The organism is Mucilaginibacter terrae (assembly GCF_031951985.1).
Classification (GTDB): Bacteria; Bacteroidota; Bacteroidia; order Sphingobacteriales; family Sphingobacteriaceae; genus Mucilaginibacter; species Mucilaginibacter terrae_A.
The window spans coordinates 1,585,615-1,598,651 of the sequence record NZ_JAVLVU010000001.1 but is presented as its reverse complement, the minus strand read 5'-3'; the positions used below and the strand labels follow the sequence as shown (position 1 = coordinate 1,598,651).

The following is a 13,037-nucleotide window of genomic DNA, read 5'->3' as shown; positions in this document are numbered from 1 at the left end:
TACTTATTCCTTGCATATCTAAATTTAACACCTCATATTTGGTTAACCAATCTGGTTGACCAATTTATGAAGCCATTTAATGAAACTCTTCCTGCTTTGCAGCCCGAAAGTTCAGTTGATAAGATCATCCGCGAACTTAAGCAACTTATTGTATCCGGCCAGTTAAAGCCCGGTGACAGGTTGCCTGCCGAGCGCCAGCTTTCCGAAAAATTTGGGGTAGGCCGCAGCTATGTTCGCGAAGCTATTTTGAAGCTGGAATTTTATGGTTTGCTAAAAACCAATCCGCAAAGTGGAACGTATGTATCGGGCTTGAGCATTAAGGTGATCGATAACATCATTAATGACATTATTAAGCTCAATAAAGATAATTTTAGTGCACTTATCGAAGCCCGCTATTATTTGGAGCTTGATGCCGTAAAACTGGCGGCCGAGCGCCGTACCGAAGCCGATTTGGAAGCTATTGAACAAGCCCTGCTCGATTATGAAGCTAAAACACTGGCCAACCAGGATGCAGTAGAAGAGGATATGCTTTTTCATATTATGATTGCCCGAGCAGCCAATAACTCGGTTATCGAATCAATGATACTGGTGCTGATACCCGACCTCATTAAAAACATTATTGAAAATAAAGTTTGTGGCGAGAATAGAGGTATTACAGCTATGGCCGAGCATCGTGCCATTTTGGACGCTTTAAAGGCTGGCGACATTGATGCCGCCGAAAATGCCATGGCCGGTCACCTCGATGAGATTTTACAAATAAGCCGTACTAATTATACAGCTCATAAAATTATAAACAACCAATAAGCCTAACCAAAGCAGCAGCTTAAACAGGAAACCAAATTATAACAAAAAATGAACTACTTGAAAAAGGTGGTAACACTACTTTCATGCCTGTACTTTGGTGTTTGTGCCCAAGCGCAAACCCATCCTAATATTATGCTTACCAAGGCTAATATTGCGGCGGTGCGTAAGGGCGTAACCCTATATCCCTTGCTCAAAGGCTCGTACCAGGATGTGAAGAAGGAGGCCGATAGAGCATTGACTATTCCAATCAGCGTACCTCTTCCTAAAGACGGTGGCGGTGGTGCAAGTCACGAACAACACAAGCGTAATTACCAAAACATACTGGCTTGCGGCGTTGCTTATCAAATTACCGGCGATGCAAAATATGCCACGTACGTAAAAAATATGCTCCTGCAATACGCAGCTCAGTATGAAAAATGGCCCTTGCATCCCAAACGGGAAAACAGCAACCCACCGGGGCGCATGTTTTGGCAAATACTGAACGATTGCGTTTGGCAGGTAAACGTAATACAAGGGTATGATATGGTGTATGACGGAATACCTGCTGCCGACCGCAAGACTATTGAAACGCACCTGTTTGCCCCAATAGTTAAGTTCATTTATGATGATAATAAAGAAACATTCGACCGTTTGCATAATCACGGTACCTGGGCAGTTGCCGCTGTTGGTTTAACCGGCTACGTGCTTAACAAGCCTGAGTGGGTGCAAATGGCATTGAAGGGAACCGATAAAACCGGGCAGGTGGGCTTTTTAGCACAGGTAGACGAGCTGTTTTCGCCCGATGGTTACTACACCGAAGGTTTTTACTACCAGCGCTATGCGTTATTGCCTTTCGTGATTTTTGCCAAGGCTATTAATCAATACGAGCCTAAAACGCAGATATTTAAATACCACAACAGTATTTTAACTAAGGCCGTAAACATAGCCTTGCAGGGTACGTACAGCAACGGCGCGTTCTTTCCTATAAATGATGCCATGAAGGATAAAACCTTCGAAAGTTCGGAATTGATCAATGCCGTTGACATTGCTTACGCCGATATCAGTCCCGATAAAGGCTTATTAGATGTAGCCGCACGGCAGAAAAAGGTAATTGTATCTGATGCTGGTTTAAAAGTAGCTAAAGACCTGGCAGCCGGTTTAGCCAAACCCTTCAACTACCAACCCATGTGGATGACTGATGGTAAAAAAGGAGACGAGGGGGGGATCGGCATCCTGCGCTGGGGAGAGGGCAATAGGCAACAGGCTGTATTACTAAAAGCAGCCGCACAAGGCATGGGTCACGGGCATTTCGACAGGCTGAACATGTTGTACTACGATAACGGCGGTGAGGTATTCCCCGATTATGGCGCATCGCGTTTTATTAATATCGAAACCAAGAACGGCGGCGGTTACCTGCCCGAAAATACCTCGTGGGCCAAGCAAACCGTAGCGCACAACGCACTGGTGGTCGACCAAACTTCGAACTTTAAAGGCAACATTAAAGAAGCCTCGAAATATCATCCTGAATTTATAGCGTTTAAAACTACAGATAAGATACAGGTAGTAAGTGCCCGAGAAGACCATGCCTATCCCGGCGTGCAAATGTTGCGTACTACGGCACTAATAAAGGTGGCCGAACTGGCAAAACCTTTGTTAATTGATGTGGTGAAAGCTACATCATCGGCCAATCACCAGTACGATCTGCCTTACTGGTACAAAGGAACCATCATTGATGCATCCTTCAAAATCGAAGCTGTGCGCGATAACCTGAAAGCTTTAGGGAAATCATCGGGCTATCAGCACTTGTGGCTTAACAGCGAGAACGAGGTGCCAGCCAACAATGGCTACGTAAGCGTAATGCAGGGACAAAGTTTTTACACCACCTGCTTTGCAAGTACCACACCCATAAAGGTAAAACTGGTTTCAACCGGGGCAAATGATCCTAACCTGAGCATTTTAGAAAGCAAAGCTTTTATGCTGTCGCAGCCGCAAGCTACCAATCAAACCTTCGTTACCGTGACCGAAAACCATGGCCAAATTGACCCGGTGGCCGAAACTACTTCGGGGGCTAAAAGTGCGGTGAGTAGTTTGTCGGTAGTAAGTTCAGACGATAGCAAAACGGTACTCACTTTCAAGATTAAAGATAAAGCTTACACTATTACCATCAATTACCAAGACAAGAACAATTTTATACAAATCAATTAATACGCAATGTTACAAGGAACTTTATTTCAGATAGAAGATGAAACGCCGTGGCAGGATTTAGGCAATGGCGTAAAACGCCAGATGTACGGCTACGATGATAAAATTATGCTGGTTAAGGCAAAATTTGAAGCCGGAGCAGTAGGCACACTACACGAGCATTACCATTCGCAGGTTACTTATGTTGATAGCGGCGTTTTTGAAATGACCATAGGCGAGCAGAAAAAGATCATCCGCAAGGGCGATGGTTATTACGTTCCCCCGCATGAAATACATGGTTGTGTATGCCTGGAACCGGGTACGCTGGTAGATGTGTTTAGTCCGCACCGTGAGGATTTTATTGAGCATATAACCTACTAACCAAACTAATAAACCAATGAGAAGAATATTAATAATAGCATGCCTGGCTTTAGCATCGGTTGGTGCAAAGGCACAGGATACCACTGCTGCAAAGGTTATCAAAACCCCGGCTGGCTACACCTCACAAATTGATGTGGTGTACACTAAAGTCGATGGCTGGGATGGCCGCATGGATTTATATATGGCACCTAAAGATATAGCTCCGTCGCCCATTGTAATTAATATACACGGCGGTGGCTGGAACAAAGGTCGCAAAGAAGACCAATCGGGCTGGAACTCGTTCTTTAAAAAAGGTTACGCTGTAGCTAACGTGGAGTACCGTTTGGTACAGGTAGCGCCTGCACCGGCTGCAATTGAGGATGTTCGTTGTGCGTTGATTTATATTATTGAGCATGCTAAAGAGCTTAATGTTGACGTGAACAAAATTGTTATCATGGGCGGTTCGGCAGGTGGGCATTTGGCGCTGATGGGCGGTTTGTTAGAGAACGACCACAAATTCGATACCAACTGCAAAACCACTAAAACCGTTAAAGTTGCGGCCATTATTGATAATTACGGCATTGCCGATGTGAACGATTGGGCTTACGGTCCGCATAAAACCAGTAAATCGGCCACCATGTGGTTAGGCCCGAGGGCTAAGGAAAAAGGTTTTCCTGAATCGGTTTCGCCAATTAATTATGTTAAAAAGAGTAGCCCGCCAACCTTCATTGTTCATGGCGATGCCGATCCGGTGGTGCCTTACGAGCAGTCGGTTATCCTTTATAAAAAGTATCAGGACATGGGCGTTAAGTCGCAGTTTGTAACCGTTCCGGGCGGCGAACACGGCAAGTTTACGCCAGAGAAAAAATCAGAGTTAAACGCACAGATCATGGATTTTCTGAAAAGTGTTGGGGTACACCAATAATCAAATATCTACATGAAAGTTAAAGGTTTACGCTGGTTTGTTATTACGCTAATTGGGTTGGCCACGGTTATCAATTATATCGACCGTAGCGCCATCAACATTATGTGGCCCTACATATACCACGAGTTTGGTATTGCCGATATTGATAATAAAAGCACACTGGCGCTAATAACCACATTCTTTATGCTGGCCTACGCGCTTGGGCAAACCTTTACCGGTAAGCTGATGGATGCCGTGGGTACGCGCTTGGGTATGGCGGTTTCGATAGCAGGCTGGAGCATTTCCATTGCGTTACACGCTTTGGCTCGGTCTATTTTCTCTTTCAACATCTTTAGATTCATGCTTGGGTTTTTTGAAGCAGGGAACTGGCCGGGTGCCACCAAAAGTAACGCCGAATGGTTCCCGGCTAAGGAACGGGCTATTGCACAGGGGATATTTGGTGCAGGCGCTTCATTAGGCTCAGTAATATCGGCACCGGTTATAGCCATATTGTTTGTAGCCTTCGGTTGGAAAACAACGTTTTTTATGATAGGAGGGTTGGGGCTTATCTGGCTGTTACCCTGGCTTATCATCAACAAAAACACACCCGATAAACATAGCTGGATTACGCCCGAAGAGCAGCGACATATTCTCTCAACGGAGAAATCGACCGCGACCGATTCACAAAACGCTGTTGTACTATCATGGTCGCAATTGTTACAGTACCGCGGTACATGGGGTATTATTCTCGGTCGTTTCTTTATCGACCCGGTGTGGTGGCTGTTTGTAACCTGGTTGCCTACGTTTTTAAAAGAGCAGTTTTTGTTCAATATAAAGCAGATTGGTGCCTTTACCTGGTTCCCGTATTTGTGTGCCGCAATAGGCAGTTTGCTGGGTGGATTTTACTCTTCAAGACTGATTAAAAAAGGTACCGAAGCAAGCAAAGCGCGTAAGCAAGCCATCACCTTAGGATGTGTGCTTATGCTGATTGGCTTACTTGGCATACTTGCCAGTTTAAGCACATTAAAAGAGAATCCGGCTTTGGTTATGGCCTTAATTGGTATCGTGCTGTTCGGCTTCCAATTCCTGATTGGTAACCTGCAAACCTTGCCGAGCGATTACTTTAACGGCAAGAATGTGGGCACCGTAGCCGGTATGGGTGGTACGGCAGCTGTTATAGGCACGCTATTTACTACCTGGGCAGTGCCGGTAATTACCCAAACCAGTTATGTGTCGTTTTTTGTGCTGGGGGCGGTTTTAGTACCATTGTCATGGCTCACTATAAAATTTATGAATTCAAAAAAATTAACAAACTAATAAGATAAAAACATCATGCGTTTAAAAAACAAAGTTGCCATAGTTACGGGCGGAGCCAGAGATATTGGCCGTGCTATTTCGTGCCAGTTAGCCCGTGAGGGAGCTAAGGTGGTTATCAACTACTTCGACAGTGAAGATGCCGCTAACGAAACCCTTTCGATGATTGAGAGCGAAGGTGGCGAAGGCTTGGTGGTGTACGGAGATATGACCAAAATGGCCGATACCAACAGTTTAGTTGAAAAAACAAAAGAAGCCTATGGCGAAGAGATACACATTTTAGTGAATGTAGCAGGAGGCTTGGTAGGCCGCAAAAAAATTGTAGAAATGGATGAAGATTTCTTTGATTTTGTGGTCGACTTAAACTTTAAATCGGTTTACCTGGCTACTAAAGCCGCTGTGCCTTTTATGCCAGCCGGTTCGGCAATAGTTAACTTTTCATCGTTAGCTGCACGTGATGGTGGTGGGCCTGGTGCAAGTGCTTATGCAGCTGCTAAAGGTGCGGTGATGACCTACACCCGTTCAATGGCTAAAGAGCTTGGCCCGCAGGGAATCAGGGTAAATTCTTTAGCGCCCGGCGTTATTTCAACTACATTTCATGATACTTTCAGCACACCGCAAATAAGGGCTAACATCAGCAATGCTACAGCATTGCGCCGCGAGGGCAGCCCGCAGGAAGTGGCCGATCTGGTTGCTTACCTGGCCTCAGCCGATTCTTCATTTTTAAGCGGTAATAACATCGATATCAACGGAGGTTTAGCCTTCTCATAATTAAAAAACGTCCTGTTACCTGTGGGTAGGGAACAGGACGTTAATAACCGGTTTAATTGCCGACAAACATACTTCAACCTTAAAAATACAATGCTTTGCTAACCACAAAGTTGCTTACAAAACCAATTATTTAAGCTGCAAGAGCTTAAACCAAATCCATAAGCCAAACTAACCTTTGGCGGCAGCTAACCACTGCCAACTAATTATTTAACCTAATAAACTGATTAAAATGGTGAGAAGAAAATTACTATTTAACTGCAGGGGTAAAGGTGCTGCCATATTTTGGCTGCTTTTTACTTTATGCTACGCACAGGTTTTTGCCGGGGTAACCAAATCAGTCGCCGCCTTTAACATTAGTATTAAAGGCAAGGTGGTTGACGACCAGGGTGAGATACTTGCTGGTGTTACCGTTATGGTAAAGGGTACCCGTATAGGTGCTGCCACCAACGTGCAAGGCGAGTATCGCATAAACAGTGTGCCCGAAAACGGTACGCTTGTGTTCAGCCTTATAGGCTTTAAAACACTTGAAGTACCCGTAAAAAATCAAAAAACCATCAACGTAACCATGGTACCCGACAGGGGAAGTTTGGACGATGTGGTGGTAATTGGTTACGGTACCATAAAAAAATCGAACCTGACCGGCGCTGTTGCCAAGCTTAAAACCGAAAGACTGGACGAATTGCCAACCTCGCGTTTAGATAACGCATTGATAGGTAAACTGGCCGGTTTAACGGTGCAGATCAATAGTTCAGAAGCAGGTTCAGAACCTACTTTACGCATCCGCGGAGCAAGTTCTGTGAGTGCTAATGCATCTCCTTTAGTAGTGATTGATGGGCACCCTATTGAAGATGGTTTGGCGTATGTTAGTCCGCAGGACGTAGAATCGTTGGAGGTGCTGAAAGATGCGGCGTCTTCAGCCATTTATGGTTCGCGCGGTGCTAATGGTGTTATATTGGTAACTACCAAAAAAGGTGTGGCCGATAAGCCGCGTTACAGCATTAAATCTTACTATGGTATTAAGGAGGCATACAAACTGCACCCCATAATGAATACCACCGAATACACGCAACTGTTATTTGATGAAGCCAGGCAACGCGCTAATGACCCAAGTATACCTGCCGCTTCGCAAAACTTAATTACCGCCAACGAGCGTGCCGCCTATATCATCGAAAATCAGATAACCGGAGTAGCAACCGACTGGCAAAAAGCTGCCATGCGCAATGCTTCTATCTATAACATCCAGGCCAGCGTGTCGGGTGGTAAAAAAGATTTGCGTTACTATGTTTCAGGCAACGTGCAGCAAGATCAGGGCATTATGAAGTACAGCGAAAATCGTCGTGGTAACTTCAAAGTAAATGTAGATGCAAACCTGAGTTCCAAACTGAGCTTAAATGTAAGCCTAAACCCAACTTACACTAAAACCCAAACCCCGGCTGTAAACTTTACCGATTACTACCGTTTCCTGTCGTTTATACCGGTTAACCATACCGATTTTTCTTCGGCCTTTGTTAACCAGAATGCACAGTGGGCAGGCGTGCGTGCCGGTGATTTTGCGCAAGCCCGACACTTTACCAACCTGGTTTACGCAGGCACCATGCCCGATGGCTCATTTTACACCAGCCCGGGTACCGTTGCACCATTTTCTTCAACAGCCAACACACCTATATCCATTGCAGATCGCGAAAACCGATTTGCTATCTTTTACCGTATGCAGGGCAGCACCGATTTAAGCTACAGATTTAATAAAGCGCTGGTATTTAAATCGGCCGTTAGCGGTTATTATCGCAGTGTTGAAAATGCCACACTTACCAAAAGTAACGCCAGGCGCGATGGTGACGTAAATTCAGGCAGTATCCTTACCACGCGTACTATCGACCTTTTGTGGGAAAACACCCTTAATTATTCTAAAAGTTTTAAAAAACACAGTTTCAGTGGTTTGTTGGGCTACACGGTTCAAAAAACCAATACTGATGTGTCGAGCATTGTAGGATCTAATTCTCCGTCGGATAATTTTACCACTTTGGCACAGGCTTCGGTTATAGACCAGTTGCAAACCTACACCACTAAAACGCCTGTTGGCTTACTATCATACTTAGGTCGTATTAACTACGATTATGCAAGTAAATACCTTTTTTCGGCCAGCTTACGTGCCGATGAAAGTTCAAAGTTCAGGGTAGGTAATCGTACGGGCTGGTTCCCGGCGGTATCGGCCGGATGGGTGATGAGTAACGAAAAGTTTATGGAGAAAACCAACAATTGGCTAAGCAGCTTAAAAGCCCGTGCCAGTTACGGCGTTACCGGTAACAACCGTATTGCCGATTTCTCTTATCTCGACCTTTTGTATAAAGCCACCTATTCATTTGGCGAAGGTACCGGTACCGTTCAGCAAGGCCAGGCACCCAATAACCCCGTTACGTTTGGCCCCGATATTACCTGGGAAACCACCAACTCAACCGATATAGGTTTAGATATGAGTTTCCTGAAAAACAAGTTCACTTTAACGTTAGATTACTATAACTCGCGTACCAATAAGTTGCTGCTACAGCAGGGTACGCAATCTATAACCGGGTCAAACGTGTTTTACAATAATAACGGCAGCATTAAAAACGAAGGCTTCGAGGCTGAGTTTAGCTCAACCAATATAAACAGCAAAAAATTTATCTGGACAACCTCGGCCAATATATCGGTTAACCGTAACAAGCTACTCAAATTAGGCGGCGAACCTTACCAGTACAATTACGGCGAGCGTAACGAAATTTATGCATCGATAGTAGGGCGGCCTTATGTGCAGTTTTTGGGTTATCAGTCTGACGGTGTATGGCAATCACAAACCGAGGTTGATGCCGCGCTGGCCAGCGGACAAACCGCCATACTGCAAAGCTATTTTCAACCCGGCGGTTTAAAGCTTAAAGACGTTAACGGCGATAACCGAATAGACATAAACGACCGTACCGTTATCGGCAACCCGTTTCCTGATTTTACCTGGGGTGTAACCAATACATTCAGATACAAGGGCATCGATCTTACGCTGATTATGCAAGGCTCGCAAGGCGGAAAGCTTATTAACGGCGATTTGTTTTACAACGAAAGCAAGAAGCTGAACCGCAATTTTACTGATGGCCGTTGGGTAAGCCCTACCAACCCAGGCGATGGCAAAACGCCATACTTTACCAATGGTATAGCAGCCGACTTATTGCTTACCGATTATGCTGTAGAAGATGCCTCATACGCATTCCTTCGCAACATAATTGTTGGTTACACTGTGCCTCAAAAGTGGTTAAAGAAAGTAGGCTTTAAAGCTGTGCGCATATATACCGCTGCCGATAATGTGTTTTTTGTAACCGGTAAATCATACCGCGGCATTAACCCCGAAGCCCGTATGGTGTCGAGCGCTTATGCATCGCCGGTAGTGTCGGGTTATCAGCGTGGCGGGTTCCCGGTTAACCGTACCATCACCTTTGGTTTAGATGTCAATTTCTAAATAACTTAGATATGAAAAGATTAAATTACTTAACCATTGCCATCTTCCTACTCTGTACGGCCTCATCGTGCCAAAAAGTGGTTGATGTTGAGCCTATATCAAACGAGGTTGTATCGAATTACTACCGCAACTATGTTGAAGTAAATAACGCGCTTACCGGATGCTACAACGGCATGCAGGAGCCTCTTTTATATGAGTGGATGATGACCGAACTGCGTACCGATAATGCCAAGCAACGTTCGGTAAACAGTACCACCAATGCCAACGTAGAGCTTAACCAGTTAAATTTATATACCGCCGGTGCACAGCATCAGCAGATATATAATTACTGGCTGAGCGTTTACAAAAACATCCGTAATATAAACTACGTGTTGCGTGCATTAGGCGTAACCTACCAAAACGGAGCATTAGTTTACGGACAACCAACAGCCGATGTTACTGCCGCGCAGAAAGCGCAGTTGATAGGACAGGCCTTGTTTTTACGTGCTTACCATTATTTTAACCTAACCCGCTTATTTGGCGGTGTATTTATTGTAACTCAGCCGCTCGAGCCTACCGCATCTAAACAGGTAAACCGGTCAACCGTGGCCGAGTGCTATCAATTCATTACTGCCGATTTGGAAGGTGCGGCAACTTTGCTGCCGGCAAATAAATATGGTCAAATACCATCAACCGATGTAGGTAGAGCTAATGCATGGTCGGCTAAGGCTTTGCTGGCTAAAGTTTATTTGACCTTACCAACCCCACGCCCGGCTGATGCGTTAACGCTGCTGAACGACGTGATTAACAATAGCGGCTATGGTCTTGAAACCAACTATGCCAACGTGTTTTCTATCAATAACGAAATGAACCGGGAGATACTTTTTACGGTTCGGTTTAAATCTGGCCTGGTGGGTTTAGGTAACCCAATGGTAAACACGTTTGCCCCGGCCAGCAGCGGCGATGCTGTTGTAAATGGTGATGGCAGCGGGTTTAACTATCCAACAACCAATCTCAACTCAGCTTACAGGGTATCAACCGCCAGTTTTACCGATGCACGTAAACCTGTTACCATAGGTAATTACGCAGCCAGTACAACACCGTATTATGTAAATAAATTTTTATACAAGGTGCTGGTAAAGAACGACGGGGAGAATGATTTCCCGGTGATCCGTTTTTCGGACGTGTTATTGTTGAAGGCCGAGGCTACCGGTTATGATGGCGTTGCCGGAACATCAATAGGAATAATTAACCAAATACGCGAAAGGGCAGGGGCGGGCAACTACACTACCGGTACTTTTACCTCTGCGTTTTATAAATATCCGGCAACGGGTACACCTGCCATTACCACCCAGGCTGCGTTTTTAACCGCCCTGCTGGATGAACGCCGTTTGGAACTTGCCTTTGAAAACCAGCGCTTTTTCGATCTGGTGCGCACCGGGCATGCGGTTGTGGTAATGCAGGCATATTATGCGTCGGAGTATACTTCACACTATGGCCGTTACACACCAACTATTCCGCTGGCAACCTTGCAAGCTAATATTAATACCCAAAAGTTATTGCTGCCCATTCCGCAGCGCGAGATAGATACCAATAACGAGATTAGTATACAACAAAACCCCGGCTACTAAAATTTAAAGATATGAGAAGATTTTTAAAACCATTTTTAGTGATGCTGGCCGTTTGCACGGTTATTTTATCATGTAAAAAAGATAAGGTAGCAGGTAGTGGCAGCAGTAGCTTTACGGCCAATGATTATACCTTTAATAAAGCCACAAAAGACTTTACCCCGGCTACAAGCATCGGCGGTCAGCTAATATCATCAGAGGGTATACGTTTTGTGTATTGCTACCTCATTCGTACAAACGCTACAGATTCGCTTATTTACGTAACCGATAACACGGCCGATAATCCTACCAATTACACCCTGAACATCCCCTTAACCTCGTTCCCGGTTAATAACATGAGCAAGGCTACGGGTGTTAAAATTATGGCTAAGCAAACCGATAACAGCACTATACCCGGCTTTATCAAAATCACCTACTTCGATCCGGCTTTGCCGCAGTTGAGTAACTTTCCGGCCGGTGTTACGGCTAATTTAAATGGTGGAAATACTGCTGTTACCGGCACTGTTACATCTGCCTATGGTATAAAAAAAGTTGATGTTTACGACGATTCCAAAGTTGAAAACACTTACGAATTAGTGACGAGCATTGCCGATATGAATAACGCTAAAACCTATGCGCTAAATTATGCTTACAAATATCGTAAAGCTGCCCAGCACATTAAGGTGATAGCAACTGATGTTTACAATCAAACCAACGAGGTTATTATTAACATGCCGGTTGATTTGGCTGCCTTTAAACCAGCCTTTATTAATTTTGCTACAAGCATTACACCTAACCTCAGTGGTGCAACAGCCATTACCGGTAATGTAACATCGGTAAGCGGGTTAAAAAAGATAGATATTTATGACGACTACCAGGGCGCTTATGTATTGGTAAACAGTCTTACCAACCTTAATAGCAGCGTGAATTATAGCTTCAACTATAACTACACTTTCCGCAGGCGAGCTACGAATATTAAACTCATTGCTTTTGATACTGATGATCTACAAACCGAAAAGATAATTCCGCTAAACTTCACTTACCAAACCCAGCTTTACCGCGATGTGGTAATGAACGCACAAACCACCGGCACGGCCACCATTTTCTTTGCCGATAATGGAACTACCAAAGGCAATTGCGATTTGAATACAAGTGAATCTACCATGTCATTCCTGTTTTACGGAACAGGTACCGGTCCGGCATTTTACAGCCCTACCAATACCACCAATGTGGCATCAAACTTTAGGTGTAATGGTGCATCATGGGTTATTTCTAATGCTTCGAGTTTTAGGGCAACCCGTTTCAGGGTACTTTTACCCGGCACAACCGGCACCGATAATATTTACGCGCAATATAACGCGGGAACCATTGACGCGCTTGATGATGCCTTTTTTACCGCTAATGCGGTAACTGCACCTACCGGCAGCAGTGCCCGTTTCGATGCCGTAGCAGCAGCAACCGCCACGGTATTTAATATAACAACGGCCTATTTAATTTATGTACGCATACCTGATGCCAACGGAACTACTTACAAAAATGCACTGATACGTGCTAAGGAAGCGGTATCAAGTACCGGTACCTCAACTGTTAAGTTCGATATTCTTATTCAAAAATAGTGTGGTTAAATTTTTCAACCGGCGTGGGAAACTATGCCGGT

9 protein-coding genes are annotated in these 13,037 nt (G+C 44.8%); all 9 read left to right on the top strand.

Annotation, left to right across the window (positions count from 1 at the left end; translation table 11 throughout):
• The first annotated feature begins 66 nt into the window (after positions 1-66).
• The 9 genes from QE417_RS06410 to QE417_RS06370 all read left to right on the top strand — a co-directional run bounded on the left by QE417_RS06410 (position 67) and on the right by QE417_RS06370 (position 12,996).
• Positions 67-804, top strand: a complete 738-nt coding sequence (locus QE417_RS06410) for a FadR/GntR family transcriptional regulator (protein ID WP_311948484.1) — start codon at positions 67-69, stop codon at positions 802-804.
• A 48-nt stretch (positions 805-852) separates the two neighbouring features.
• The gene (locus tag QE417_RS06405) at positions 853-2,988 is read left to right on the top strand and encodes a heparinase II/III domain-containing protein (protein ID WP_311948482.1); all 2,136 of its coding nucleotides are present in this window, start codon (positions 853-855) and stop codon (positions 2,986-2,988) included.
• Positions 2,989-2,994: 6 nt separating this feature from the next.
• Complete coding sequence (locus QE417_RS06400; protein WP_311948479.1) at positions 2,995-3,345, top strand: cupin domain-containing protein; 351 nt, start codon at positions 2,995-2,997, stop codon at positions 3,343-3,345.
• Positions 3,346-3,361: 16 nt separating this feature from the next.
• A complete protein-coding gene (locus tag QE417_RS06395; RefSeq protein WP_311948477.1) occupies positions 3,362-4,249 on the top strand; it encodes an alpha/beta hydrolase in 888 nt (295 codons plus the stop codon).
• 12 nt (positions 4,250-4,261) lie between these two features.
• Positions 4,262-5,545 carry an MFS transporter gene (locus QE417_RS06390; protein WP_311948475.1) on the top strand — a complete coding sequence of 428 codons (1,284 nt, stop codon included), beginning with the start codon at positions 4,262-4,264 and terminating at the stop codon, positions 5,543-5,545.
• A gap of 15 nt (positions 5,546-5,560) precedes the next feature.
• On the top strand, positions 5,561-6,313 hold the full coding sequence (locus tag QE417_RS06385) for an SDR family NAD(P)-dependent oxidoreductase (protein ID WP_311948474.1): 753 nt from the start codon (positions 5,561-5,563) through the stop codon (positions 6,311-6,313).
• 229 nt (positions 6,314-6,542) lie between these two features.
• On the top strand, positions 6,543-9,794 hold the full coding sequence (locus QE417_RS06380) for a SusC/RagA family TonB-linked outer membrane protein (protein WP_311948471.1): 3,252 nt from the start codon (positions 6,543-6,545) through the stop codon (positions 9,792-9,794).
• A gap of 11 nt (positions 9,795-9,805) precedes the next feature.
• The gene (locus tag QE417_RS06375; protein ID WP_311948469.1) at positions 9,806-11,404 is read left to right on the top strand and encodes a RagB/SusD family nutrient uptake outer membrane protein; all 1,599 of its coding nucleotides are present in this window, start codon (positions 9,806-9,808) and stop codon (positions 11,402-11,404) included.
• 11 nt (positions 11,405-11,415) lie between these two features.
• Positions 11,416-12,996: a hypothetical protein gene (locus QE417_RS06370; protein ID WP_311948468.1), complete on the top strand. Its 1,581-nt coding sequence runs from the start codon at positions 11,416-11,418 to the stop codon at positions 12,994-12,996.
• Positions 12,997-13,037: the final 41 nt, after the last annotated feature.

Excerpts from the sequence above, each read along its gene's own strand:
- QE417_RS06410 (WP_311948484.1), top strand. The coding sequence starts at position 67 with ATGAAGCCATTTAATGAAACTCTTCCTGCTTTGCAGCCCGAAAGTTCA.
- QE417_RS06385 (WP_311948474.1), top strand. The coding sequence starts at position 5,561 with ATGCGTTTAAAAAACAAAGTTGCCATAGTTACGGGCGGAGCCAGAGAT.
- QE417_RS06395 (WP_311948477.1), top strand. The coding sequence starts at position 3,362 with ATGAGAAGAATATTAATAATAGCATGCCTGGCTTTAGCATCGGTTGGT.
- QE417_RS06400 (WP_311948479.1), top strand. The coding sequence starts at position 2,995 with ATGTTACAAGGAACTTTATTTCAGATAGAAGATGAAACGCCGTGGCAG.
- QE417_RS06390 (WP_311948475.1), top strand. The coding sequence starts at position 4,262 with ATGAAAGTTAAAGGTTTACGCTGGTTTGTTATTACGCTAATTGGGTTG.
- QE417_RS06380 (WP_311948471.1), top strand. The coding sequence starts at position 6,543 with ATGGTGAGAAGAAAATTACTATTTAACTGCAGGGGTAAAGGTGCTGCC.
- QE417_RS06370 (WP_311948468.1), top strand. The coding sequence starts at position 11,416 with ATGAGAAGATTTTTAAAACCATTTTTAGTGATGCTGGCCGTTTGCACG.
- QE417_RS06405 (WP_311948482.1), top strand. The coding sequence starts at position 853 with ATGAACTACTTGAAAAAGGTGGTAACACTACTTTCATGCCTGTACTTT.
- QE417_RS06375 (WP_311948469.1), top strand. The coding sequence starts at position 9,806 with ATGAAAAGATTAAATTACTTAACCATTGCCATCTTCCTACTCTGTACG.